General features: G+C 66.0%; 26 protein-coding genes and 1 tRNA gene. 3 read left to right on the forward strand and 24 right to left on the reverse strand.

Translation table 11 applies throughout. The features are described 5' to 3' along the window. Positions 1 to 260: 260 nt before the first annotated feature. The 21 genes from NGK62_RS06125 to NGK62_RS06225 all read right to left on the reverse strand — a co-directional run bounded on the left by NGK62_RS06125 (position 261) and on the right by NGK62_RS06225 (position 18,785). Positions 261 to 770, reverse strand: coding sequence for an XF1762 family protein (locus NGK62_RS06125; RefSeq protein WP_020207039.1), 510 nt, complete (start codon positions 768 to 770; stop codon positions 261 to 263). A gap of 150 nt (positions 771 to 920) precedes the next feature. Next, a complete protein-coding gene (locus NGK62_RS06130; RefSeq protein ID WP_020207038.1) occupies positions 921 to 1,274 on the reverse strand; it encodes a DUF3085 domain-containing protein in 354 nt (117 codons plus the stop codon). 123 nt (positions 1,275 to 1,397) lie between these two features. Further along, positions 1,398 to 2,222, reverse strand: a complete 825-nt coding sequence (locus tag NGK62_RS06135) for a hypothetical protein (RefSeq protein ID WP_020207037.1) — start codon at positions 2,220 to 2,222, stop codon at positions 1,398 to 1,400. Between the two features lie 288 nt (positions 2,223 to 2,510). After that, positions 2,511 to 2,789 (reverse strand): hypothetical protein, encoded by a 279-nt coding sequence (locus NGK62_RS06140; RefSeq protein WP_020207036.1) that lies wholly within the window; start codon positions 2,787 to 2,789, stop codon positions 2,511 to 2,513. Positions 2,790 to 2,886: 97 nt separating this feature from the next. After that, complete coding sequence (locus NGK62_RS06145; protein WP_020207035.1) at positions 2,887 to 3,624, reverse strand: DUF5983 family protein; 738 nt, start codon at positions 3,622 to 3,624, stop codon at positions 2,887 to 2,889. Positions 3,625 to 3,707: 83 nt separating this feature from the next. Continuing rightward, a complete protein-coding gene (locus NGK62_RS06150) occupies positions 3,708 to 4,394 on the reverse strand; it encodes a hypothetical protein (RefSeq protein ID WP_023110698.1) in 687 nt (228 codons plus the stop codon). 181 nt (positions 4,395 to 4,575) lie between these two features. Next, the gene (locus tag NGK62_RS06155) at positions 4,576 to 4,968 is read right to left on the reverse strand and encodes a hypothetical protein (protein ID WP_003050375.1); all 393 of its coding nucleotides are present in this window, start codon (positions 4,966 to 4,968) and stop codon (positions 4,576 to 4,578) included. A gap of 21 nt (positions 4,969 to 4,989) precedes the next feature. Next, entirely contained in the window at positions 4,990 to 5,211 is a 222-nt protein-coding gene (locus NGK62_RS06160) for a hypothetical protein (RefSeq protein WP_003120032.1), read from the reverse strand. A 334-nt stretch (positions 5,212 to 5,545) separates the two neighbouring features. Continuing rightward, positions 5,546 to 6,103 (reverse strand): hypothetical protein, encoded by a 558-nt coding sequence (locus NGK62_RS06165; RefSeq protein WP_017512400.1) that lies wholly within the window; start codon positions 6,101 to 6,103, stop codon positions 5,546 to 5,548. A 242-nt stretch (positions 6,104 to 6,345) separates the two neighbouring features. After that, positions 6,346 to 7,956 (reverse strand): DNA cytosine methyltransferase, encoded by a 1,611-nt coding sequence (locus tag NGK62_RS06170; protein WP_020207086.1) that lies wholly within the window; start codon positions 7,954 to 7,956, stop codon positions 6,346 to 6,348. A gap of 531 nt (positions 7,957 to 8,487) precedes the next feature. Beyond that, positions 8,488 to 10,500, reverse strand: a complete 2,013-nt coding sequence (locus tag NGK62_RS06175; RefSeq protein WP_251877742.1) for a DNA topoisomerase III — start codon at positions 10,498 to 10,500, stop codon at positions 8,488 to 8,490. A 277-nt stretch (positions 10,501 to 10,777) separates the two neighbouring features. Beyond that, a complete protein-coding gene (locus NGK62_RS06180) occupies positions 10,778 to 11,218 on the reverse strand; it encodes a single-stranded DNA-binding protein (RefSeq protein WP_017513938.1) in 441 nt (146 codons plus the stop codon). 73 nt (positions 11,219 to 11,291) lie between these two features. Continuing rightward, positions 11,292 to 11,819 (reverse strand): DUF3158 family protein, encoded by a 528-nt coding sequence (locus tag NGK62_RS06185; RefSeq protein ID WP_029043432.1) that lies wholly within the window; start codon positions 11,817 to 11,819, stop codon positions 11,292 to 11,294. Continuing rightward, positions 11,816 to 12,613 (reverse strand): PFL_4669 family integrating conjugative element protein, encoded by a 798-nt coding sequence (locus NGK62_RS06190; RefSeq protein WP_017513940.1) that lies wholly within the window; start codon positions 12,611 to 12,613, stop codon positions 11,816 to 11,818. Before NGK62_RS06190 ends, NGK62_RS06185 begins: the two co-directional genes overlap by 4 nt. Positions 12,614 to 13,041: 428 nt before the next feature. After that, positions 13,042 to 14,280, reverse strand: a complete 1,239-nt coding sequence (locus NGK62_RS06195; RefSeq protein WP_017513941.1) for an STY4528 family pathogenicity island replication protein — start codon at positions 14,278 to 14,280, stop codon at positions 13,042 to 13,044. 3 nt (positions 14,281 to 14,283) lie between these two features. Beyond that, positions 14,284 to 14,844, reverse strand: a complete 561-nt coding sequence (locus NGK62_RS06200; RefSeq protein ID WP_017513942.1) for a DUF2857 domain-containing protein — start codon at positions 14,842 to 14,844, stop codon at positions 14,284 to 14,286. Between the two features lie 14 nt (positions 14,845 to 14,858). Next, positions 14,859 to 16,544, reverse strand: a complete 1,686-nt coding sequence (locus NGK62_RS06205; RefSeq protein ID WP_020202253.1) for a ParB family protein — start codon at positions 16,542 to 16,544, stop codon at positions 14,859 to 14,861. Then, positions 16,537 to 16,806: a hypothetical protein gene (locus NGK62_RS06210; RefSeq protein ID WP_003050422.1), complete on the reverse strand. Its 270-nt coding sequence runs from the start codon at positions 16,804 to 16,806 to the stop codon at positions 16,537 to 16,539. Before NGK62_RS06210 ends, NGK62_RS06205 begins: the two co-directional genes overlap by 8 nt. Next, positions 16,790 to 17,665: a ParA family protein gene (locus tag NGK62_RS06215; protein WP_017514167.1), complete on the reverse strand. Its 876-nt coding sequence runs from the start codon at positions 17,663 to 17,665 to the stop codon at positions 16,790 to 16,792. Before NGK62_RS06215 ends, NGK62_RS06210 begins: the two co-directional genes overlap by 17 nt. Before the next feature lie 42 nt (positions 17,666 to 17,707). Further along, complete coding sequence (locus NGK62_RS06220) at positions 17,708 to 17,920, reverse strand: AlpA family transcriptional regulator (RefSeq protein WP_017514168.1); 213 nt, start codon at positions 17,918 to 17,920, stop codon at positions 17,708 to 17,710. A 118-nt stretch (positions 17,921 to 18,038) separates the two neighbouring features. Then, complete coding sequence (locus NGK62_RS06225) at positions 18,039 to 18,785, reverse strand: hypothetical protein (RefSeq protein ID WP_017514169.1); 747 nt, start codon at positions 18,783 to 18,785, stop codon at positions 18,039 to 18,041. 857 nt (positions 18,786 to 19,642) lie between these two features. Here NGK62_RS06225 and NGK62_RS06230 point away from each other — a divergent pair. After that, positions 19,643 to 19,716, forward strand: a tRNA-Cys gene (locus NGK62_RS06230). Positions 19,717 to 19,823: 107 nt separating this feature from the next. Here NGK62_RS06230 and NGK62_RS06235 read toward each other — a convergent pair. Continuing rightward, the gene (locus tag NGK62_RS06235; protein WP_251877744.1) at positions 19,824 to 20,282 is read right to left on the reverse strand and encodes a hypothetical protein; all 459 of its coding nucleotides are present in this window, start codon (positions 20,280 to 20,282) and stop codon (positions 19,824 to 19,826) included. After that, on the reverse strand, positions 20,279 to 21,253 hold the full coding sequence (locus NGK62_RS06240) for a D-2-hydroxyacid dehydrogenase family protein (protein WP_251877746.1): 975 nt from the start codon (positions 21,251 to 21,253) through the stop codon (positions 20,279 to 20,281). Before NGK62_RS06240 ends, NGK62_RS06235 begins: the two co-directional genes overlap by 4 nt. A 240-nt stretch (positions 21,254 to 21,493) precedes the next feature. Here NGK62_RS06240 and NGK62_RS06245 point away from each other — a divergent pair, with 240 nt between their 5' ends. Together NGK62_RS06245 and NGK62_RS06250 are read left to right on the forward strand one after the other, a co-directional pair. Beyond that, positions 21,494 to 21,817 (forward strand): hypothetical protein, encoded by a 324-nt coding sequence (locus tag NGK62_RS06245; protein WP_054451291.1) that lies wholly within the window; start codon positions 21,494 to 21,496, stop codon positions 21,815 to 21,817. Positions 21,818 to 21,819: 2 nt separating this feature from the next. Further along, entirely contained in the window at positions 21,820 to 22,410 is a 591-nt protein-coding gene (locus tag NGK62_RS06250; RefSeq protein WP_118932886.1) for a DUF2946 family protein, read from the forward strand. Positions 22,411 to 22,419: 9 nt separating this feature from the next. On the opposite strand, the gene NGK62_RS06255 is transcribed toward NGK62_RS06250, so the two are convergent. Continuing rightward, positions 22,420 to 22,884 (reverse strand): nuclear transport factor 2 family protein, encoded by a 465-nt coding sequence (locus NGK62_RS06255; RefSeq protein WP_502802952.1) that lies wholly within the window; start codon positions 22,882 to 22,884, stop codon positions 22,420 to 22,422. Positions 22,885 to 22,962 lie beyond the last annotated feature (78 nt).

Here is a 22,962-nt window from a genome sequence, read left to right on the forward strand (position 1 = left end):
TGAATCTCCATTGGGATGAAGCGGAGACACACCGGCCCACGCATGCGGGGAAGGTGCGTAACCCCGCGGTGGGTTGATAAGGCGAAAGCATCCGCCACCAGAGGCTGGTGGCCGCTCGCGGATGGATGCGGTGCGAGCTGGCTCGGTCACGCAATGGGAACTGCGCCGCAACCTCGAAGACCGATGGTTGCCTGGCATGTCGCTGACAACGTCAGCAGGCATGGGGTCAGCATGGCCGGGCCTTGCGCGCGCGGCAGCAATCAATCGGCATCCGGGCGCTTCCCTTTGTCCGCGCCGCCGGGCGCCTGCCACAGGCACTTGGGGCCGCGCAGGTGCTCGGGGGTATCGGTGCGCGGCCGGCCGGGACGGCTCCAGGCGCCGCCGCCGCGCGCGCCGACCAGCCGCCAGCCGGCGGCGCGCAGGCTGGCGCCACCTTCGTCGGACAAGGTGTAGGTGATCAGGCGGATGTAGCCCAGCGCCCTTGCCACCTTCCAGGCCGCGCCGTAGAGCTTGCTGCAGGCGTTGGGTGCGCCGTCGGTGCACAGCCGCGTGACTTCCAGCGTCCAGCCATCGTCCAGGTGCCGCGCGACCGGGCGGCCGACGATGGCCACGCCGCGGATCAGGTCGCTGTCGCTCAGCGTGACGGCCAGGGCGAACTTCGCGCCCTGGACCGGGCGGTGGTGGCGATGGTGTGCCAGCACGAAGACGTTGGCCGTGCGCAGCGACACCGGCAGCAGGTGCAGCCTCGGCGAGGTCGATGATGTGTTCATTCGGTTGTCTCCGGTGGCATGCCGGCGCTGTGGCCGGCGGGGCGTGCCTTGGCGGCTGGAGACGAACGCGCATGCGCGGCGATGGCCGCGGTGCGAACACAAGAAAGCCCCCGGTGCGGGGGCTGCGAGGGCTGCGCGGCGGTTGCCGCTTCAGGCGGGAGGCACCACGGCCAAGGACAGGTGCGTGGCGGTGGCGGACAGCACGAGATCGTCCGCCGAGTGCAGGAGGCGCGTGAACAGGCCGTCCTTCGCGTCGAAGTATTCCGCAAAGTCATCGCCGCCCAGCTCGCGGCCGGCGAGGTGCCACCAGTCATCGAACGGGTCGGTGTCCGGATTGCAGCCGACGGCGTAGGCGAGCAGTTGCTGGCGCCCATCCGGGCGACGCTCCCCACGCTCGGCGAGGAAGTACACGCCCTGGTCCTTGACCAGGACGATGCGGCACTGATTGGCGATGGCTTCGGTCAGCACGGGCCGCAGGTCGGCGCCTTTGAATCGCAGTGACATGGATGAAATCTCCTGTGTAAAAAAAGAGAAAGGCCCTCCACCCGATGGGATGAAGGGCCTGTAGGGCACGCGGCCGGAATGGCTGGAACGCCGTGGCGGGTGCCTCGGGTCAGCCGAGGGGCGTCATGCCGGGACGGCTTGGCGCTTACGGGCCGCCTTCGCGTCGAGGATGCTCACGTCGATCTGGCGCCAGCGCCCGTCGTCGATGAGCCGCTCCAGCACTTCGCCGAGCATGTCGAAATACACCTCGTCGTGCCGATCGACCAGTTCGACCGATTCACCGTTCTGACGGTGCAGTTCCACCACGTAGGTGTCTCCGCCGCGGTCGTAGAGGATCGTCACCCGGCCCTCGAACTTCGCGGTCGAGACCGTGAAGCTGATCGCCGGCGGGGTGTCGATGATCTTGGAGGGCGTGGGATCGACCCAGGTGAAGTCGCGGGCACCGGCATCCACCAGCATGTGGGTGATGCGCCGGAAGCGATCGGGGGCCGGCATCTCTTCCAACTGCTCGATGAGCTGGCCCAACTCCATGCACTGCGGCGTGGGAATGGGCAGCTTGGCCGGCGCCGAGCCGAGGATGTGCCTCGTGATGGTGTACGGCGTGCCATCCGAAGTCTTCTCGGTGATGACCTCCGGCGTGTCCGCGCGCAGTCCGTCGAAGCGACGACGGGCATAGGGTTGGACATGCACCTTGGCGCCTTCGGCAGGAACCGTGGTCACCAGGCTGGGATCGAGCACCGCGAACTCGGAAGGCTTGAGCTTGACGACGATGGCATCGTCGGTCGCGGCGACCACCTTGCCGTCGAAGGGTTGGGGGTCGATGGCAAAGCCCAGCGTTGAGGACAGCGGCTGATCATCGAACACGCGGTACTTGAACGATCGCACGTTGCGGGGCACATGGCCTGCGACCAGCGAAGGCATCATGGATTTGATGAGGGAACGGTCCATGGGGAAACTCCTTGAGGAAAAACAAGGGATTCCCCGCCCGCAAGGGAGAGGTCCCTTGTGGGTGGCGTGGATGGACGCGGTAGGTCCGTAGGAAGAAACGACCAGCACGGTTTCCCGTGCTTGCAGCCTCGAAGGTCTCGACTGCCTGGGCATGTGCCGGCAACGCCGACGAACATGGGGCAAGCATGGTCCCGGGGCGGCCGGCGTGCCCGCAGGAAACGGCACCGCCCCACAACCGTTTTCCTGTGCTGCGGGCAAGAAAAAGCCCCTCGGAAGGGGCTGGAGGGATCAGGCTTGGTACACGAAGTAGTGTTCGCGCTGACGCGGAAAGAACACGTGCTTCCACGTGTCGCCGCTTGTGTTGCCACCGTCGAAGACGACCATTTCGTAGTCGTCCACGTCAGTGTCCACCAGGTCGGCGCTGGCGATATGGCGCATGTGCAGCGTGCCGCTCATGCGCTCGAATACCAGGATCTGGCCGATGGCGTCGTCCTGGCTCATGGCGTTGACGCAGGCGCCAAGCTGGTGCTCGAAGTCGGATGCGGGTGTGATGAGGTCGGGGAACATGGGATCGCTCCTGTGAAAGTGCGCCGGCCCGGCTCCCTGGCGGGAGACCGGGCCGGCATGCTGTGAGGAAAAGGAAGGCTGGGGATGTGTGTGGCAGCTATTCGCCGGCCAGCGGCAGGCCCGGCAACACGGGTGCGTCGGCATCGAGGATGAGGAGGCGCACGTCGGCTTGGCCGGCCAGTTCAAGGATCTGTGCCAGGTCGTCCGGCATGCCCTTGCTGCAGTGCTCCTGCCGAAGCAGTTCGGCGGAGATCCCCTCGACGTCCTGCAGGTGCTGGTCCGTCCAGGGCGTGGAGATCAGCTTGACGCCGATCGCCGGGCTGTAGGGAACCCGGAACGCAACGAACAAAAAGGCCTCCGGCGTCGCGAGGTCAGCCAGGTTGGCCAGGTACTGGCCGGTTTCCTGGCTGATGTGCGCGCTGCTGATTTCCCAGCACCGGCTGTAGTAGCCGGTCTCGAAGCTCAACCGCTGCACGACTTCCCGTGCGGCCTCGGCCGAATAAGTGTCGCCGACGTGGACGGGGCGGCCGTCGAAGTCGTCGCCGTGAATCGCGTACACCACGGCACCCACCACGCCTTCGCCGCTGACCCCATCAGCCGCGTCGCATTCGGCGATCAGTGCGGCGCCGACAGGTTCGGTGCCAGTCCTGACCACCGCGAAGTCGCTGGTGACGATGCAGGGAGAAGAAACCAGCGCCGCGTCGCAGAGGTGCTGCTGGCTCGGGTGGATGTTTCGCCAGACATGCGGGCTTCCGTCCTCGTGGCTGATGGACAGCGTGCGGACGACCTTCAGATTCCAGTAGCCGCGTAGAAAGGGATTGGGATTCTGGGACATGGGATTTCTCCAACAGAATAATGATGGAGCCAATCCCCGCCACCGGGAATTGACCCTGGTGGGTGGAAAGAAAGGAAACAGCGTCAGGTGATGCTGATCGTTGGCGTTTGGGCCAATCGCTCGGCGACGCGCCGGCGCAAATTCATGCGGAATGGCTCGTCGCTGACGCCCGCCAGCAGATTGATGGTCTCCAGCGCGATCAGGGCCGAAGCCTCTTCGATGTCGGCGGCCACAATGGCCTCGTGCAACTGGCAACCGAGTTGGAGGGCCTGGGAGGACGAGCTGATGACGCGGACCTCGCGGCTCAGGTAGCAGCCGTTGCCGCCGAACTCGAACAGCCGCGGCTTGCTGCAATACCAGCATCCCTCGAACTGGATGGCGGTCAGGTTGTGGCCGTCATCGAACCGGGTGGCGATCAGAAACAAGGCGTCGAGATCGGCGGTGTCCTCGAACGAATGACGCTCGATCAAGTTCGCCAGCTCTTCGTCCTCATCGGCACCGAAGTGCACGGCGAGCAATTCGAGCAGCGGCGGGATCGACAGCCCTTCGTCGTCCGGCATAGGAATGCCGAGTTGCGTGGCCAGGTCTTCCAGGCCATCGAGCACGTCCGGCCATTGCGGATTGGTGGTCTCGGCGATCTGGGCGATGTAGGCCTGCCCGTTGCCGGGGTGGCTCTCGTCCAGCGCGAAGGCGCCGAACAGCGCCTGGATGACGGGCGTCACTCGGTCGAGCACGAGAACGCCGGTGGCTTCGTAGTAGTTGTTGGCCATGAAGGCTCCTTTCGATGAATGAACGGAGCCAGCCCTTGCGGACGATGGCATCCGCAGGGGAACCGCCTGATGCCGGATGGCACTGGGCGGGGAGAAAACGCGAGGGACATGGCCTCGGACGAGGCGCATGTCCCTCATGGGGTCGCGTGAACGCAGTGATGAAGGTGTGCCAGGAACCGGCTCACCAACCGCTGTAGTTCAGCAGCAGGTCGGCGATCACCTGGCGACGAGGCAGATCGAGGCCGTCGAAGTCCGACAACCCGTTGAAGTGGCAGCGCTTGAGCATGGCACCGCCCTCGCGCGCGTTGTAGAAGCTGACCATCGCGGACAGGAACATGCGTTCCCCGCTGCTCAGGACGCCGAGGGCGTCGTTGAGGCGCAGCATGTCGGGGCGCAGATCCCACTTGCTCTTGGCCTGGTTCAGACCTTCACGGGTGCCATCGCCAAACCATTGCGGGCCGGCGATCTCGACACCACGCTTCCATGCCTCGAAAAAGGCTTGGGGCGCGGCGCTGAAATGCCGTTCTTCCCGAACGATCTGATCGACGACTTCCTGCGGCAGTAGCTGGTTCATGACGTGATTCCTCCAGTTGGATCAGGGAATGGCGAGCTGGGACCAGCCGCCTCTTTCGAGGGCACGTTGAGCCGCGGCATGGCTGCGGAAGTACTCACGAGATTCCCGCGAAACGGGACCTTCGGTATCGCGCGTGCCGATGTAGTGGCCGGCGGCGCTGTGCAGGACTTCGAGCGGCAGGAACTTGCCGCAGTAGGTCAAGGCCAATTGACCGAATCGGCCGAAAGAGGCTTGCTGGGACATGGATGGGCTCCTTGGAAAAGCGGGGCCCTGTCCCTCACGGGATGGCAGCTCCCGCACGCGGTTGAAAAAAAGCATCAGCGTCTTGGGGACGCGCGTCCGCGCAATGGATGCGATGCGGACTGGTGGGTTGCGCGGAGAGAACCCCGCGGCAGCCTGAAACCCTGGCTGCTGGCATGTGCTGACGAATCAGCGAACACGCGGGCAGCTTCGTGGGGGTGCCGTGCCACGTCAGTTGGAAATCGGCATCTGGTCCCGTCCCGATTGATGTGCGCAGGGACAAAGAAAAAGCCCCGCAACGAGTGCGGGGCGGTCATGACGGTGCGGTGATGCTGGATCAGCGGGGCTTGTCGCCCAGGACATGCTGCTTCCAGATGGCGAATGCCTCGTCCGCTGGCAGCTCGGCCAGGATGACGATGGGCTGGCCCTGTCGGCTGCGCAGCTTTGCGAAATACGCCGCGCAGTCGGCAATGGCCTTGAGCTTGATGCCCTTGAGGAACAGCAGCCTGCCGTCCTTGATGAACAGCACCTTGTTGCCGATGTCGCGGTTGAACGCGGTGCGCAGCTTGCGCTCCGCGTGCATGGCATCGGCCAACTGGTCCACGAGGAAGTCGAGCGTCATGTCGATGAGAAGCGGCTCGTCGTCCTCGCGTTCGACGTCGAGCGATGCCGGCGGCAGGCTCTTGGCGAATTCCTCGGCCTGGGCCAGCAGCGCGGCCTGGCCTTGCAACGCGCGCACGAACGTCGAGCCGCCGTGTCCGTCATTGCGGGCTTCGGCGATGGGCCTGCCGTCGAACATGACGGTGGCGGTGAAGCACAGCGTTTCCTCGCTCGCGAAATCCGCGACCTTGAGGTTCTTGAGCGTGATGCGGTCTTGTCGGGTGATGGTGTCCATGGAAAGTCCTGATATCGACCGGGTTGACGACACGCCCCTGACGGGACGTGCATACATCCCGTGGGTTGGAGGAAGGTGGCATCGATGCCCGGTGGGCAGCGTTCGCCGGTGAGATGCCGAGGCGAACTGGCGGGTGGCGTGGGAGGAGCCCACGGCAGCCTTGACACCCCGGCTGCTCGTTGTTGCCGATGCGTCGGCAATGCAGGAGGGAGGATCACGCGGTCCGCCGGCCGCGTCGTGCATCAATCCGAAGCGCTCGATCCCGTCTTGTGCAGGCACTGCACCAGCCGCTGGCCCAGCCACGCGACGCACGGCACGGCCATGGAGTTGCCGATCGCCTTGTAGCGCGGCGCGTCGGCGGCGGGCTTGCCGCGGTACGGGACCAGCGTGTAGTCGTCGGGCATGCCTTGCAGCCGCTCGCACTCCACAGGCATCAGCCGACGTACCCGCCACTGCGACCAGTCGCCCGGGCCGGGGTCGTTCCAGTCGTAGCGGAAATGTGCCTCGAAGTCAGGTGCCAGCACATGGGGCTTGTCGGCACCGCCGCTGCTGGTGCGCAGCGCGGTCGAGACGCCATCGCCCAGTTCAGCGGCCAGGCCTTCGGTGCGACCGCGCAGCGCCACGCCGATCACCATCGGCCGGCCCTGGCCCGGCTTGCCGCCACCCGAGGAGAGCGTCCCGGCAAGCTTGCCGTGGCCGGATTCCAGCCGCAGCTCGCGGCGCGAGTTCTGCGCGAACGCGATGGCCGGCACGACGCCGGCATTCGCGTGGCTGAGGCGATGCCCGCCGGCACGCAGCGTCGGTGCATGGTTCGTCGTCGCGTCCGCCCCGCAGCCCTGTGCGGTGAAGGCGATGATCGGCACGCCCTTGCCGGTGCCGTCCTCGCTGCAGCCCTTGCCGCCGTTGGCGGTGCTGAGCGTGTGGCTGATGCTGCCCGCGACGGACTGCGCCACGAAGGTCTCGACCTCGAAGTCGTTCTTCGGGCCGGGCGCCGCGGTCAGGCAGGCCGCGACGTCAATGGGTCCTGCGGTGTTGCCCCCGCCGAATCCGAACGTCACCGTGGCCTTGCCGTAGGGCTGCTTCAGTCCTGCATATCCCGAATACCCGCCTGCTGCCGCAGCGCCCGATCCAGCAGCGCCGGCAGCGTCTTGCCACGGCGCGAAGCCCGGCGAAGAATCCCAGCGCACGCCGTCGCACTCAAAAAGTACCTCGGCGGGATCGACGCCACCTCCACCACTTGCCACAAGAAACACGCGACGGCGCCGTTGGGCGACGCCGAAATATTGAGCGTCGAGCACGCGCCAGGCGATGCGGCGCCGGGGTCCAGACACACAACCTGCGTACGCCCATTTTTGCCCTGGCGGTTCGAGCGCACGGCTTTCGCCGACCAGTGCTCCCAGGAAGTGTCCGAAGGCGTTGCTGCGGTCGCTGAGGACGCCGGGGACGTTTTCCCAGACGAGCGTTGCCGGCGGGCGGCGGTCTTGGCGGCGGGTTTGGTCGATGGCATTTGCAAGCTCCACATAGGCAAGGGTCAGGGCGCCGCGCGGGTCATCCAGGCCACGGCGGGCGCCGGCCACGCTGAACGACTGGCACGGCGTGCCGCCGACCAGGATGTCGGGCGCGGGCACGGTGCCGGCACGGACCTGGCGGGCGATCGCAGTCATGTCGCCCAGGTTGGGCACGCGGGGGTAACGGTGGGCGAGCACGGCGCTCGGGAACGGCTCGATCTCGGCGAACCACGCGGCTTCGAGGCCGAGCGGTTGCCAGGCGAGGCTCACGGCCTCGATGCCGCTGCAGACGCTGCCGTAGAGCAGCGGCGTGTTGCGCGGCGGTGCGCAAAGTTTCGGGTGCATGTCGGTCTCCTGTTCGTATGGCGCAGGGCCATCGCCCTGGCCAGGGCGTTGAAAGGCAGGAGAAAGGCGCCGAAGGCCCCAGGGGCCTTCGGCTTGGGAGGAAAGAAGAACCACCCGTGGGCTGATTGGCAGGCCCGGTCGTCGCTAGAACCGTCTGCTCATCCAGCAATCACACCCGGCCCATGTCGTGGCTGGGGCCGGCATCGTCTGGCGCACATCCGCGCACAAAGGGAGCCCGTTTTTGCGCCGGCGGGCACCGGCACCGAATACCGCTGACCGCGAAGGGTCTCCGGATGGCTCGCACAGGCAAGCCATCGGGGGACCCTTCGCAGCGGCGGAAGGAATACAGACGAGGAGAACGCGCGGGGTGCGGTTCGCGGAGAAGCCACCTTCAGGTCCCGCGGCCGGGGACGGCCAGGCGGGACGCGCACACGGAGCAAGAAGGCGTTGCGCGCTGGGGCGTCCCGCAGGGGGTGCGGGACACGGGCCATGCCGCCGATGGCGGGCACGGCTCACGGGGAACAGGGTCGGTCAGGCGCCCTTGCGCCCGCTCTTGCGTGGACGCGAGGCACCACGCCTGGACGTGCCAGTTTCCACCGGCAGCGTGCCCTTGCAGTCGGGGTAGCGACTGCACGACCAGAACGGGCCGCTCTTGCCGGTGCGCTGGCGCGTGGGTGCGCCGCACTGCGGACAAGCCGGTCCTTGGGGAACCTTGATGGACAGGGACGTGCTGCCGTACTGCGCGATCAACTGCGAAATCCACGCGGCCTGCTTGCCGATGAACACGTCCAGGGTGAGCTGGCCGGCCTCGATCATGTCCAGCGCCTGTTCCCACACGGCGGTGGTGCCGGGGTCGGCAATCGCCGCAGGCACGGCGTCGATCAGCGTGAACGCCGCATCCGATGCACGGATGGAGCGTCCCTTCTTCACGATGTAGCCGCGGGCGATCAGCCCGCTGATGATGTTGGCCCGCGTCGCCTCGGTGCCGATGCCCGTCGTGTCCTTGAGCTTCTGCTTCAGGCGCGGGTCGGTCACGAAACGCGCAACGCCCTTCATCGTCTTGACCAGCTCGCCCTGCGTATAGGGCTTGGGCGGCATCGTCTTGAGCGCCTTGACTTCGACCTCGGCCACCTGGCACGCGAGGCCCTCTCGCAGCGCAGGGAGCACCTGGCTGCGCGCGGCACCATCGCCGTCTTCGTCCGCTTGTGGTTCGGCCAGCACCAGCCGCCAGCCCTTCACGACGACCTGCTTGCCCGTGGCCACCAGCTTCTGCTGGCCGCAGGAGAGATCCGCCACGGTGCGGTCGAACTCGTGGTGCGGGAGGAACTGGGCTAGGTAATGTGCCCGGATCAGCCGGTACACCGCCTGCTCCTTCTCGCTCATGGTGGAGAGGTTCGCGGGTTCGAGCGTCGGGATGATGCCGTGGTGCGCCGTCACCTTGCCGTCGTTCCAGGCGCGCGAGCGCTGGGTGCGGTCGAGCTGGCCCATGATCGGGGCCAGCGCGGGATCGGTCTTGAGCAGGCTATCCAGGACCGTGGGCACCTCGGCGAACATGTTATCGGGCAGGTAGCCGGAATCCGAACGCGGGTACGTGGTGGCTTTGTGCGCTTCGTACAGGGCCTGAGCGATCTCCAGAGTCTCCTGCACGTCTAGCCCAAGCTGCTTGGAACAAACCTCCTGAAGCGTGCCCAGGTCGAACAGCAGCGGCGGACCTTCGCGCACGCGCTCGGTCTCGACCGACACCACCTGGGCACTGCCTGCGGCGCGGATCTGTTGCGCGGCCTGCTGTGCGACGGGCTGCTGCAGGCAGCGGCCGGCATCGTCAGTGCAGGCGTCCGGTGCAACCCACTGCGCGGTGAAGGCCTGGCCGCCTGTGAACAGAGACACGTCGATGGCCCAGTACGGCACGGACACGAAGGCCGCGATCTCTCGGTCGCGGTCCACCACGAGTTTGAGCGTCGGGGTCTGTACACGTCCGACCGACAGCACGCCGTCGTAGCCGGCCTGCCGCCCGAGCACGGTGAACAGCCGGCTGAGGTTCATGCCCACAAGCCAGTCGGCGCGCGAGCGCGCCAGCGCCGAGTAATACATCGGCAGCGTCTCGGCCGAGGGCCGCAGCTTGGCGAGCGCGGTGCGGATGGACGCATCGTTGAGCGCCGACAGCCACAGGCGTTCGATGGGACCGCGGTAGCCGCACAGGTCGATGATCTCGCGTGCGATCAGTTCGCCTTCGCGGTCGGCGTCGGTGGCGATGACAAGCTGGGTCGCCTTCGCCAGAAGCGCTTTGACGACCTTGAATTGCGGGGCGGTCTTTGGCTTGACCTCGACCCGCCACTGCTGGGGAATGATGGGCAACTGTTCCAGCGACCAGCGCTTGAGCGCCGCGTCATAGACCTCGGGTGCTGCCGCTTCTACGAGATGGCCGATGCACCAGGTGACGGTGACGCCGGAGCCGCTGAGACAGCCTTCACCGCGCTGCGTCGCGCCGAGAATCCGGCCAATGTCCTTGCCCTGGGAGGGCTTCTCGCACAAGAACAGCCGCATGTTCGTCCATCCGATTTCCGTGGTTCATTGAGTTGCTGGAAACGAGGATGCCGAGCACCACCGGGGGCAGCAGCAAACAAGCCGCATGTGGTGGCGACCACTTTCACGGGATGGAATGGCTGGGGCGGGGATGGCGTGCAGCCGGGGATGTGCGGGCCGGGAGCCGCGATTTTCGGGAGAGCGTGGATGCCGGCGGGCGTTGATGGAGCTATCCCCTGGGGATAGTTCGCGAGCGCATGGAGGGCGGCGAAGACGTGCGACCGCCCTCCATGCCGGTTCACTTCCTGCGCTTGGCTTCTTTCGGCGCAGCCGGCTCCTGCGCGGCCTGGGGCTTGGGTTCTGCCTCCTGCGGCTTCGGGCTGAGGGCCACGGACTCGATGCGGTACGGCAGGATGCCGACGCTGCGCGCGTTGATCTGCCAGGTCTCGCGTGGCTGATCTTCGTTGTCCGTCCAGGGTTCGCGCTCCATGCGGCCCACGACCAGCACGCGCATGCCCTTCTGGTACAGGTCCTTCCAGTGACCGGCGTCGCGGTGCCAGATTTCCACCGGCGCCCAGAAGCCGCCGCGATCCTCATAGTCGCCACCCTTGGTGGGAACGGGGTTGTCGAAATACACGTTCAGCCGCAGCAAGCGCCGCGGTTCGTCGTTGCCGTTGGGGAACTCCCGGTACTCGGGGGGCGAGCCGATGTTGCCTTCGCCCGAAAAATGCGTGCTCATGGTGTGATCTCCGTGGTGGTTGAAATGCCCGCGCCTCACTGCCGCCGGGCGCGTGCTGGGGTGCGCGACGCGATCACCGATCGCGCATTGCGGCGGGAATGGACGTGAGCCGGCGCAGGTAGGCGTCTTCCGCCTCGGCCGCCTTGCTGGCGCATTCCTGCGCCTGCCTGCCCAAGGTGTGCAATAGGCTGATCTGCATGTTCAGCGTGATGCGCTGCAGCTCGATCGCGTGCAGGTCGGCCAGCAGGTTGACCGGCGTGCCGGGGCTCGCCATCAGCTCCTGCCACAGGGCCACGCCCATGGCCGAACGGTCGTGCCTGCGCCAGCGCAAGAAAGCGGTTCCTGCGCCAGTGGTCTGCTGGGCCAGTTCAACGGGCAGCAGGTGGAAGGGATGCCCACACGCCTGCGCCAGCACCTGTCGCTGCGACAAGGCAATCAGTTCGTCGCGCATGGCGAAGCACTGGCTGGCCCAGGCCTCCAAGTCCCCTTTACTCTTAAAGGGCTTTAAAAGGCCTTTTAGAGATGCCGCGTGTTCCAGGCGCATGAAGGCTCCCTGTTGCAGGCCCCGGAAGTAGCGGGTGGGCGGGTTCGGATCGCTCATGCGGGTTCGTCCTCATCAGACGCGGCGGTGGCCTCGGACGGCTCGGCGGTAGCCACTTCGTCGCCATCCGCCGACGGGGCGGCTGCTGAGGCATGAGCCTCACCGCGTTGCTGCAGACCGCGGCGCGCGACCGGCGGCGCAAACTTCGAGCGGCGCGTGCCTTCGAGCACGTCCTGCGGCAGTTCACCGAATTTCTCCAGCGCGGCCCGCGCTGCGGCATTCTTCGCCGCGAAGTCGTCGCGCGTGCAGCCCGAATAGCGGTATTGCTGGGCCAGCGAGAACAGGCTGCGCAGCGCATGCGCACCCTCATTGAGCCAGCGCTCCAAGGTGCTGCGATCGATGAGCGCGGTGTGGTGGGCGAGGATCAGCTTGCGTGCGATGTCGTCGTAGTCGGCCAGCAGATAGACCGCCGCAAAGCCCAGTTGGGCGTTGACGAACAGGGGGAGCTTGACGGGCTGCACGTTGAGGTTCTCGCCCAGGCTCAATGCCGCAGGCACGCCCGCCAGTGCCTGGTCCACCTGTTCGCGCAAGGTCTGCAGCGTGGTCCTGGTCTGGTCGAGCTTGTCTTCGATGCGCAGCATCCACCAGTCGCTGTACGGATCGTCCTGCTCCGAGCCGCGCTTCATCTTGTTCATGACGGCGATGTAGCCGTTCAGGCCGACGATGCCCGGTCGCCCCTCGGCGGCGGCGCGGCCATGCCAGATGCGCGACGCGTGGTGGGTGTGCAGCGTCAGCGACATCGCGCTGCGCAGGGAGCCGAGGTTGAGTTGCAATGGTTCGTTGCTGGTTGCCATGGTGATCGCTCGCTGGTGGACAGGGAGCCGCCAGCATCCGCATGCGGCGGAAGGCAGTCAGTCAACAAACCGAAATGAGCCGGCCCCCGGTTGTGTGCGCTGGCGGCGCAGCGCGCAACGGTCCCCTGGGGACCGCTCCGCAGATGGGCATTCACGTCGGCGCTCCGGGCCTCGGTCGTCGACGGGTTGCGTGCTGCACCGCACGTCGCGCTGCCGTTTGACGCCATCCTTCGCAGCACGGCCGTCCCCAGGGGACCGTTCCGCTGAGCACCATGGAGGTCTGCTTCATGGCCTTGCCAGGCGCTTTGCCCAGGTTTCGCGCAGCATGTCGCGCCGTCACCCGGCACTTCACCGCACAGCCGTCCCCAGGGGACCGTTTCTGCCGACCGCCATGGAGATCTACTTCACGGCTTTGACAAGCCCTGTGCTCAGGTCTTGCGCAGCAGGTCGCGCAGGCGCTCGATGTGCTGCCGGGCCACCTCGGGCGGTACGACGTTGCGCGGCGGCTCGGGTGGTGGCGCTCGCGCCGCCGATGGTGTTGGCGGTGCCGGGCCGGTCTGCTTGGCCCACGCATTGAACTCGCCGCGCATGGCGCGCTGGATGATGCCGAACAGATATCCGGCGGGGTTGCGGATGCCATGCTTGCCGCACCGTGCGGCCCATTCGTCCAGCACGGCCTGCCGCAGGGCAGCGTCCACCTGCTGCAACGCCATCCTGGCTCCGGCCTGCTGTTCCGCCTTCAGTTCCGCGAAGCGCTTGGGCCATTGCAGGTCGCCCAGCGCACGCGCCTGCGCGGTAGTACGTACTTCATTAATACGACTACTACGTACTGTACGGTCCTGCTTCGGATTCCGAAGAGCGCCGTCTGGCGCGGGTTTCGGCCCTGCTTCGGATTCCGAAGAGGGGCGTTCGCCATTCCGAAGAAGGCTCGCAGGCCCTTCTTCGGAATCGTGGACCGCACCCTCCTGTGGATAACTTTCGGTGGCGGTGATGCCCTGGACGGCCAGGCGCTCGGCGAGCACTTGCAGCCGCGACGGCAAGGTGCGTCCGGACAACATCGGGTCGTCCGCGATCTCCTGGAGGGTGTTGAGTCCCACCACCTGGACGGCCTTGGCCGAATGCCCCAGCGATTGGCTGACCAGGGCCAGGTAGTCGGCGTCGAGCTGCATGGCCTCGAACGGTGTCAGGGGTTCGTCGTGCAGGACGTAGAGGTTGCCGAGGATGCGGCCGGTCTTGGCGTCGCGCCGTCGTCGCACGAGGCTCAGCCAGCGCGTCAGGCGCAGCAGCGTCAGCGCCCGCGCGACGGTTTCGTGGGAGGCTTGTCCCGCGCAGGGCATGGACGCCAGCCAAGGGCGCAACTGCTCATAGGTCGGGAACGCCGTCACGCCGTCGTCGTTGAGCATCAATCGGAACACCTGCCAGGCATTACGCTCCAGCGGTGTCAGGCGGCGGTCGAGGAACAGCCGCCGCGGCACGCTCTCGTGCCGATTGCCACTGAACAGGAAGGCGTCGCCGGACGCGGCAGGCGTGGGCGTGGTCACTGCCGTGGGCGCTGGCGCGTTGGGATTTGGCTTGGGCGTGAGGTCCTTCAGCGCAGCGTCGAACAGGTCGGCGAGTGCGATGGGGCCTTGACGCGGTGCTCGTGGGGCGGTGTCGTCCACGGCCATGGCCTAGCCCAATCCCTGATCGACCCAGTTCCTGATCGCGGCCCAGACCACCGAGAGCGGCAGTGACATGCCCTCGGCCAGGTCCATGGCCGCATCGAGAATCGAGGTCTCGTCCTCCAGATCGACGTTCCTGCTGCTGGTCACGGCTTTCCATTGCCGCCAAAGTTCGGTGTCCTGGGTTTCGTCCAGGACGGGGTGGCGCCCCTTGCGCTTGGGCAGGCCGAGGATCTCCCGCCGCAGGGCGACTTCCTGATGGGTCAGGCCATAGAAGCGGCTCACCATTTCCGTGCTGGCCCCCAGCCGCAACATGCGGTCGACCGTGGCGATCTCCTTCTCCACGTCCTGTGCCTGGTGGAGCAGGCGCTGCAGCACTTCGCGGTTGACCGTCACCGAGCACCACGAGACGCTGGCGTTGGCCAGCACGCTGATCAGCGCGGGGTGCTTGAGCGCATCCAGCTCGGCCTCGCCGAAGCCCATGGCCTTGCAGCGGCGCAGTTGGCCGTTGCGAAGGTCATACAGCGCCTGGGCAATCACGGCCTGATTGAGCGGATGCGATGTGGACATGCGGCCTCCCTCGCTCACACCCCGGGCGCCGTTGTGCCGGCTTCCAGGTCCAGCAGACGCCGGGCTAGGCGCAGCAGCCGAAAGAGCTTGACCAACGCCGTGTCGCTCAAGCGCGTTATGCGGATGCCGTGGTCTTGGCCCCGGCCCAGGCCGTGCAGCAGGGTCGGCAGGTCGACGGCGAGCTGCGTGCCATCCACCCCCGCATCGGCGGCGGACTGACCCGTCAGGGAGGCGAGCAGCGTCAGCACCGCGCGGCCAAGCGGCGCTGGGGCGTAGGCGGGCGCGCGGCAAGCGAAGCCGATGCCATCGGTGCGGTCCTCGATGCACTCGTCCAGGTCTGCCTCGCCAGCGATCTCGCGCGCGAACTGCGCGATGTGGATGCGCAGCCGATCGGGTGTGTCCAGGCCGGCGTCGATGTACCAGACGTCGGAGATTGGATAGAGCCCGCCGGCTTGCACCGGGATGGACTGCAGCACGCTCGCCGAGAAGTCGGGCGGCAGCGCATCGCCCAACTGGTCGGCGACCATGCGCTGGATCGACTGCAGCCGTTCGGTCGTCGGTGCTGGCGAGACGATGTGCTCGCGAAGCAGATCGCCCGGTGCGGCCGCCTGGCTTACCGTGGCCGCTTTGCCAGCCGCCGTGTCGTCGTGACGCACGGTGGGCTCGGACACCGGAGGGCCGGCGGGTGATGGACTGGTCGCTGGTGCAGGCGTGGCGATGGACGATGCTGCCCCCGGGGGAGTCGGCGTGCTGGCGGTGGGCGAAGGCAACGCCGGTGGCGCCGCAGGAGGCGTCGGATCGCTGACCAGCGCCCGGTGGCGGCTTTCCGATTCGGTCAGGTCCAGCGCCAACACGTCGTAGCCGATGCCCAGCAGCTCGGACATCTGGCCGATCAGCTCGTCCTGCACGCGCTGCGGCGCGAACTCGTCGCCCTGCGTGTCGAACTGCGCCAGCACCTCCGGAAAGAAGCTGTCGAAGTCGAGCGGCAGCGTGCGGTCCTTGGCATAGTGCTCCCAGGTGCGCTTGCAGGCCGTGCGCATGACCGACAGTCGCTCGACCTGGTGGCGCCCCAGGCCGCCATAGAGCACAGTGGGAATGGCGGGCAGCAGGTAGCGCACCGCGTCGGCCATGCGGGTGATGTGTGACCGCTGGACGGGGAAGCCATCGGCCGCCAAGCGGCGGGCCAGTTCCGACTGGCTCAGGGCGCCGCCGCTCTCCTGCTCGTAGAACTCGCGTGCTTTCTCGACGCCGAGCGCGCGCTCGATGAACGTGAGGCCGCCGCGCAGTTCGTTCTCGGCAAGATGCCCGGTCAGCGCGACGATTTCACCGCGCTCCGGCCATGGCCGAAACAGGCACGATATGCGGAAGAAGCGTTCGTCCTTGGTCTCCGACCAGAGTTCGCGCAGGATCGCCAGTCGCGTGTTGCCGCCGTTGCGGATGATGTAGTGGTCCTCGCCGGGCCGCCGGGTGATGGCCGGCGCCGCGTCCAGGCCGCGCTCGCGGATGGACGCCTTGATTTCCTCGTAAGCAGGGTTGCGCTTCATGCGCGGGTCATGGTCGTAGGGCCGCAACTGGTCCAGCGTCACGACCATGGGCGTGTCCGCGATCGGGTCGCTCAAGGCCGTAGCCGCTGGGCCGCTGCGCTCGAAGCCGGCCGCAAGCAGCTTGCCGGCCATGTCCTGCGAGGTCATGTCAGCCATGCCCGCACCCCTCGCAGTCCCCGCGGCCGCCGGCCGGCGCCATGCGGGCCTCGCGCTCGGCGCGGCGGATCTGGGCACGGGCGTTCAATTCGGCCCGGTGGTCACTCGCTGTCGAACTCGTGTAGATCGCCGCGCAGCCGGCCTTGGTGAACTTGAGGTGTCCGCCCGGCGTGCGCTTGACGTGCCAGCCTTCACCGACCGCGAACTCGATCAGGGCGCGCAGCCGCTTGTGGCCACGGGCCAGCTCATGTGCGTTCGCCATGGGGCCTCCCAGGATCAAGAGGTCGCTGCGGGCGGCCGGATACTTGAGCCAGTCGGTCCTGCCATTGCGGAAACAACTCGCTGGCGAGAGCGCGCATCGTGTCGAGCGCGGCAGGGGCGACTCTGCCGGGCGGCTGGCGGCGCTCAATCCGATGCACCGGCAGGCCGCGCGTTGCGGCACGTGGATACGCTTCTATCGCCGGCACGTCGGTGGCGAGCACGCGGATGCCGACGCTGTCTTGGAACAGGTCGCGCAGGGCCTGCTGAATCAGCCGTGCGTTGGCGGACACCGGGTGGACGCGGTTGATGAGCAGGTGCAGCGGCGGCGGTTCGATGCCCAGGTGTCGGTACGGCGCGATGTCTTCGAGCAACTGCATGGTGCCGCGCCGCAGCTCGCGTGCCGCGAGGATTTCCGGCGTGACGGGCGACAGCGCGAGATCGGAGGCGAGCACCGCCATCTCCAGCAGCACGGAACGCGCGCCCTGGGTGTCGATCAGCATCAGGTCGTAGAGGGGAGCAAGCGCTGGCAGCAGATGCCGCAGCCGCAGGCGGCCATCCGGCGCATGCAGCAACAACGTGTTCAGCTCGCCGCGGTGGTCGTTGGACAGCACCAGGTCCAGGCCCGCGATGATCGTGCGGGACACGAGCTGGCCGAGGTCGCGCTCGTTAAAGGCCAGCAGCTCGTAGATGCCGCCGGGCGCGCGGTGAGCCAGTTCGTAGTAGGAAGACAGCGTGGGCTGCACGTCGAGGTCGAGCAGCAGCACACGCAGGCCCGCATCGGCGGCGAGCCCGCCCAGGTTGGCGGCCGTCGTGGTCTTGCCGACCCCGCCCTTCGTTGAAATGATGGATACGACCTGCATGGCGCTCTCCGGCTGGGAATGGGAAGTCCGCGGGAGAGCGGGTCAGGTCCGGTGGTTGAGGCGCTCGGCGATCCACTGGTCGATTTCGGTCGAGTCCCAGCCGACAGCGCGCACGCCCAGGCGCAGCGCCTGGGGGAACTCGCGCTTCTTCATCAGGTTGTAGATGTGGGCGCGTTTGAAGCCGGACTTTGCTTCGACTTCATCGAGGCGCAGGATGCGGCGCTCGTTCGGCGGGAGTACAGGGGTCTGCGACATGGCGGTCACTCCTGAACGCTCGGTGGCGTTTGTTGGCGTGACCTCTATTCAATAGACACGGCTGCGGAAAGACATTGCAAATGCAATTTCCACGGTTGCACATACAAGCTGGAAAACCTCATGCGCTTGCGCTACGGACGTACTTTCTCGCGTTGGCGAACTTGCCGTTCAAGGTTCGCTCCGTGATGCCCATGGTGCCGCCGTAATGGGCGACCAATGCCGAGACAAGTGCCTCCTGTGTTTTGAAGCTGGAATAAGGCGCACCCGAAGGGGACTGGCCCAGCATCAGCGTCAGCATCCCGCCGATGATGTTGAGATAGGTCGTCTCCGCCCGCTCGCTGATCTCGCATTGCTTGGAGGCCAGCAGCGCGGTGGACTGCTTGAGCAAGGTGTCGCGCTGCTCCTGCAATTCCTGCATCTGGTGCCGGGCATGCTCCAGGGCCGCCTGAAGTGCCAGTCGCTCGATCAGAATCGCCTGTCCTGTTTCCATGGTGATAAAAGGATGCGCCATGCGTTCGCCACGGCTGAACAGAAATCCTGGCCGGTGCTCGGGATAGTGGGTGCGCATCCAGCGCTTCAGATCGACATGGCGAACGGTCAGGTCTGGTGACTGCAGCAGCTTCGGGTCATTGAGTGTGATCCCGTTGTGGCCGTAGGGCAGTTCCCCATTGAGGATGCCGTCATAGATGCGCTCCGAGTACAGCCGGCACTCATTCCACCTTGGGCAATTCAGCGATGGAGGCAGGAAGCGCGGTGATGCGATGGTGGCCAGGATCATTGGCAGGTACCGCAGCAAGCCGGCCCACCGGATGGCCGCTTCGATGGGACGATAGAACACCTTAGCTGTTGGAATGTCCTTGTTCATGTCTTCGTCTCCTTTCGGAAGCGCTACATCACCGGCTCCTTTCTTGCCCTGCCAAGGGCTGTTGTGTCGTTATGGCCTGCGGCGGTTGCCTGGGACGATGCCCTGACAGTAGGCGGGCGAGATGATTGGCATCCGCCGCAGGTGGCCTCGTCTTGCTCGATGTGCAAGAATCGATCGGGTGCCGGCCCATCGAGCGATGAGGACGCAGGCTCGATATTGGCGCTCACGGTACCAGCGTCATGGGTGGCGCAAAGCCCATCAAGACCGATTCGGTATGGTGTGATAGCCCAGCGGTTTCACAGGGCGCGCTAGGGGCGTTCCCGGCACCCGATGCCCAGGTGGACATGGACGAGGGCCAGGTGCGTCATGCTCCGTTCGGCATCCTGATATATCGACATAGCATCCTGCAGTGAAGCACTGTGCCCAGTGGAGCCCGTTGCGTGACGCTCCTACTCAGTCATGTGCGACGGCGTGAGCGTGCAGCATGTGTTTGTCGCCGTGCTCGCGCGCGTCCACTGGTCGGCGACGCAGGAGCGCGCGAGTACGGCATCAGCGCGGGTCCGTTCCAGCCTCCGTCGCAGTCGCGATGCGGTAGGTGGAAGCGGCCGGGGCAGGATGGTTCCGGGTACAGCGACGCGGCGGTTGGAACGTCCTTGGACGTTGATGGATGCCGCTGGATGAACTTTGTTGCCGAGGGCGAAAAACAAGGCTATAATTGAGGTCTTCGCTGATCACCACAGTGGAGAAAGTGATTGGGAAACAGAGACTTAGCGCTCTAGTGCATGACTCGTTTCCCGCTCCAAATACAAAAAGGAAGCAACGGCCAACACCGCGCTTCCTTTTTTCTTGCAAGTGCTGGCGCAATGGCAGAGTGGTTATGCAGCGGATTGCAAATCCGTGTACGTCGGTTCGATTCCGGCTTGCGCCTCCAGCGATTTCCTGAAACCCGCAGATGAAACTCTGCGGGTTTTTTGTTTTTCCGGATCAGCAATGGCGGGCTGCGGACGACGAGCCGCCGCGCCGTTGCCCCGACACGGGCTAGTCAGCCTTGACTGCAGCCAAGGACTCCAGGCATCCCGTCTGCCAGGCGAACTCCGCTTCGAACGATTCAGGATCCGACACGGCGCCGTAGCCGCCCTGACCGTAGACCGCGGCGTAGGCCGCGTATTCGGCTGCGCGCAGCGCCTTGCCGGCAAGGGCGCTGGCGACCGCATAGGTCGCGGACACCGCAGCATGGCCGCAGCCGTCCAGGGATTTCGATCCCTGATGCCGGTTCGCCAGGCGCGCAGCCTCGGCGGCAGCCTGCTGCAGCGGTTCACGGCCGATCGCGCCGTCCAGATAACGGCCGAGGCTCGCCAGGCAATCCACGGCCTCCTGCTCTTCGAGCAGATGCTCGACCCGTTGCGCACAGGCGCGGCCGAAAGCCAGGCGCAGCCGTTCATTGCCCGCATCATCCAGATCGAGCTGCCTGGCCAAGCGTTCCAGCGATGCGTTCATGGTGACACCGCCTGCGGATTCACCATGTTCACGGGTTTGCCCGCCGCATAGGCAAGGATCTGGTTGAACACGTCCTTGAATTGCAGATCCCATTCCTCATAGGTCACATACCCGATATGGGGCGTGCACAAGACGTTGGGCATCTGCAGCAGCGGATTCGCCGTGTCGGTCAGGGGCTCCTGTTCGAATACGTCCAGCGCCGCCATGGCCGGACGGCCGGCGCGCAACGCCTGCACCAGGGCGCCGGGTTCCACCAGTCCGGCGCGGCTGGTGTTGACGAACAGCGATCCCTCTTTCATGGCCGCGAGATCCGCGGCGGTGACGATACCCTTGGTGGCGGGAACCAGGCGCATATGCAGCGACAGCACGTCACAGGAGGCGAAGAACTCCTGCCGGGAGCTTGCGACTTCGTAGCCTTCCTCGCGCGCGCGCTGCAGCGACTCGGGGCGGGCGCAGACCAGCACGCGCATGCCGAACGCCCGCGCGTAGCCGGCAACCACCCGGCCGATGCGGCCATAGCCGAAGATGCCCATGGTCTTGCCGCGGACAGTGTGACCCACGCCGCATTGCCAATGGCCTTGGCGCATGGACTCGACCTGTTGCGGCAGCTGCCGCATGGCGGCCAGCACCAGCGCCCAGGTCAGCTCGGCGGCGGCATAGGAAGGCGTATCGGCGTGCAGGTCGGAACAGACCAGGACGCCGTGCTCGCTGCATGCGGGGACGTCGATATGCGGATAGACGCTGCGCTGGCTGATCAGGCGCAGCTTGGGCAACTTCTCTATCAGTTCGCGCCGTATCGTGGTGCGTTCGCGGATCAGGACCAGCGCTTCCGTATCGGCCAGGCGCTGCGCGAGCACATCGGCATCTTCCGCGTGATCCGTCCAGACCGTGACCTCGTGATCGCGCAGCAGCGCGTAGCAGGGCAGGCGGCGCAGGGTATCGAACCAGTCGTCCAGGATCGCAATCTTCATGTACGGGACTCGTCGGGTGGAAATGAATGTTCAAGTTTTACGCTGCTTCTTGCCTCTCGTAAAACAAAATGATGCCGTTCATTCCTCCGTCGTCAAAGACGTACGCCACGACCGCCCCGCTTCGTCAATCGGCCGCTCAGGTACGATGGCGGCTTTCCCCAGCATCTCGTTACGCATCCCTACGCGCCGTCAATCAAATGATTGCTATGGTGACGCCGTTTGCAACTGATGATGGATACCATGCGTACCATTCCGAACTCTCGAGCCCGTCCCTCCTCCGCGCTGCTGACGCTGTCCACGGCGGCGTTGCTCACGCTGGCCCCGCTTGCCGCGCAGGCCGACTCGGACAAGCACCGCCATCGCCACGGCCGCGAGTACAAGGAACAATATTGGGACGGCGCCTGTAAGGTCGAGCGCAAATGGAAACGCAATGGCGACTACCAGGAAAAGCGCAAATGCCGGGATGACTACCGCCACGGCTATGTGCAGGTGCCGCAGCCGGTGGCCGTGATGCCGGCGCCCGCCATTGTCATCAACCCGCCTCCCATCATCATCCGCCCCTGAACATGGATCAATCGGTGAAGGACGCGCTAGCCCGCTGGCCCGACGTGCCGGCGGTATACGGCTGGCTGTCGCTGGACGCGCGCGGCCGCTGGCGCCTGCATCCGCAGGGCCTTGCGGCAAAGGGCGGCCCGGGTGAATCCATCACCAATACCCAGATCCTGGAATTCATCAACCGCAACTATGAACACGATGACGCGGGCCGCTGGTTCTTCCAGAATGGTCCGCAGCGCGTGTTCCTGCGCTTGGACGCCGCGCCCTATGTGCTGCGGCTGAGCGACGACAACCGCCGACTGCTCACGCACACGAACGTGGCGATCGATTCGGTCGATGGCTGGAAACTGGACGACGCAGGACAGTTGTATGCAATGACGCCTCTGGGCGCCGGCATCGTGCTGGACCGCGATCTGCAGCCGCTCCTGGAAAAGATGGCCACGGCGGACGGCGCGCCGCTGCTGGACGCGCTGGCAGACCTTGCGGCCGGCAGCGCAATCCACGCCGTCCTGCCCGGAATCTATGCGGCCGCGCCGCTGGCGTTGATCGCGCAAAAGGATGTGGCGCGGGAATTGGGCTTCGAAGCGAATCCCCGCGCCTGAACGGCACGCTCAGAACATGCCGTTGGGATTGGCGGACTGCTCGGGAATGGGCTGCACCGCGTCCCAGTGCTCCACGATCTTGCCCTGCTCCAGACGGAAGATGTCGATGATGGCGCTGCCGCGGTCGCCGGGCTGGCGCACCGCGTGCACGTGCAGGATCACATAGTCCCCATCGGTGAAGACACGCTTGATCTCGCTGCGCGACTGCGGAAACTTGTCGCGCAGGAAAGCGATGAATTTGCGAAAGCCTTCGGGCCCGTCCGCGGCATTCGGGTTGTGCTGCACATAGCGGTCGCCGACGTACTTCAACGCCGCATCCGCGTCCTTCTGGTTCAGGCCCTTCTCGTAGAAGGCCAGCACGGCCGCCTTGTTGGCGGTTTCTTGCTCAGCGGAAGCATGGACGGCGGGAGACAGGGCCAGGGCCAGCATGGCCGCCGCAGCGGCGCGCTTGAGGTATGACTTCGTGAAGGACATGGATACTCCGGAAATGGAAAACGGCCGGGCCATTCTATGGGCCGGCCGTCCTGTCGGCCACGTCCGCGGCGGTAGACA

It is taken from the genome of Achromobacter sp. Marseille-Q4954, assembly GCF_943737025.1.
Taxonomy (GTDB): domain Bacteria; phylum Pseudomonadota; class Gammaproteobacteria; order Burkholderiales; family Burkholderiaceae_B; genus Achromobacter; species Achromobacter bronchisepticus_A.

Coding starts and splice junctions, on each gene's coding strand:
- NGK62_RS06170 (WP_020207086.1), bottom strand. CDS start 7,956: ATGCACCCGAAACTTTGCGCACCGCCGCGCAACACGCCGCTGCTCTAC.
- NGK62_RS06145 (WP_020207035.1), bottom strand. CDS start 3,624: ATGTCCCAGAATCCCAATCCCTTTCTACGCGGCTACTGGAATCTGAAG.
- NGK62_RS06135 (WP_020207037.1), bottom strand. CDS start 2,222: ATGGACCGTTCCCTCATCAAATCCATGATGCCTTCGCTGGTCGCAGGC.
- NGK62_RS06250 (WP_118932886.1), top strand. CDS start 21,820: ATGGATCAATCGGTGAAGGACGCGCTAGCCCGCTGGCCCGACGTGCCG.
- NGK62_RS06125 (WP_020207039.1), bottom strand. CDS start 770: ATGAACACATCATCGACCTCGCCGAGGCTGCACCTGCTGCCGGTGTCG.
- NGK62_RS06220 (WP_017514168.1), bottom strand. CDS start 17,920: ATGTCGCAGACCCCTGTACTCCCGCCGAACGAGCGCCGCATCCTGCGC.
- NGK62_RS06200 (WP_017513942.1), bottom strand. CDS start 14,844: ATGTCCACATCGCATCCGCTCAATCAGGCCGTGATTGCCCAGGCGCTG.
- NGK62_RS06150 (WP_023110698.1), bottom strand. CDS start 4,394: ATGGCCAACAACTACTACGAAGCCACCGGCGTTCTCGTGCTCGACCGA.
- NGK62_RS06240 (WP_251877746.1), bottom strand. CDS start 21,253: ATGAAGATTGCGATCCTGGACGACTGGTTCGATACCCTGCGCCGCCTG.
- NGK62_RS06205 (WP_020202253.1), bottom strand. CDS start 16,544: ATGGCTGACATGACCTCGCAGGACATGGCCGGCAAGCTGCTTGCGGCC.
- NGK62_RS06160 (WP_003120032.1), bottom strand. CDS start 5,211: ATGTCCCAGCAAGCCTCTTTCGGCCGATTCGGTCAATTGGCCTTGACC.
- NGK62_RS06190 (WP_017513940.1), bottom strand. CDS start 12,613: ATGGCAACCAGCAACGAACCATTGCAACTCAACCTCGGCTCCCTGCGC.
- NGK62_RS06155 (WP_003050375.1), bottom strand. CDS start 4,968: ATGAACCAGCTACTGCCGCAGGAAGTCGTCGATCAGATCGTTCGGGAA.
- NGK62_RS06215 (WP_017514167.1), bottom strand. CDS start 17,665: ATGCAGGTCGTATCCATCATTTCAACGAAGGGCGGGGTCGGCAAGACC.
- NGK62_RS06225 (WP_017514169.1), bottom strand. CDS start 18,785: ATGAACAAGGACATTCCAACAGCTAAGGTGTTCTATCGTCCCATCGAA.
- NGK62_RS06180 (WP_017513938.1), bottom strand. CDS start 11,218: ATGAGCACGCATTTTTCGGGCGAAGGCAACATCGGCTCGCCCCCCGAG.
- NGK62_RS06140 (WP_020207036.1), bottom strand. CDS start 2,789: ATGTTCCCCGACCTCATCACACCCGCATCCGACTTCGAGCACCAGCTT.
- NGK62_RS06195 (WP_017513941.1), bottom strand. CDS start 14,280: ATGGCCGTGGACGACACCGCCCCACGAGCACCGCGTCAAGGCCCCATC.
- NGK62_RS06210 (WP_003050422.1), bottom strand. CDS start 16,806: ATGGCGAACGCACATGAGCTGGCCCGTGGCCACAAGCGGCTGCGCGCC.
- NGK62_RS06185 (WP_029043432.1), bottom strand. CDS start 11,819: ATGAGCGATCCGAACCCGCCCACCCGCTACTTCCGGGGCCTGCAACAG.
- NGK62_RS06165 (WP_017512400.1), bottom strand. CDS start 6,103: ATGGACACCATCACCCGACAAGACCGCATCACGCTCAAGAACCTCAAG.
- NGK62_RS06245 (WP_054451291.1), top strand. CDS start 21,494: ATGCGTACCATTCCGAACTCTCGAGCCCGTCCCTCCTCCGCGCTGCTG.
- NGK62_RS06235 (WP_251877744.1), bottom strand. CDS start 20,282: ATGAACGCATCGCTGGAACGCTTGGCCAGGCAGCTCGATCTGGATGAT.
- NGK62_RS06130 (WP_020207038.1), bottom strand. CDS start 1,274: ATGTCACTGCGATTCAAAGGCGCCGACCTGCGGCCCGTGCTGACCGAA.
- NGK62_RS06255 (WP_502802952.1), bottom strand. CDS start 22,884: ATGTCCTTCACGAAGTCATACCTCAAGCGCGCCGCTGCGGCGGCCATG.
- NGK62_RS06175 (WP_251877742.1), bottom strand. CDS start 10,500: ATGCGGCTGTTCTTGTGCGAGAAGCCCTCCCAGGGCAAGGACATTGGC.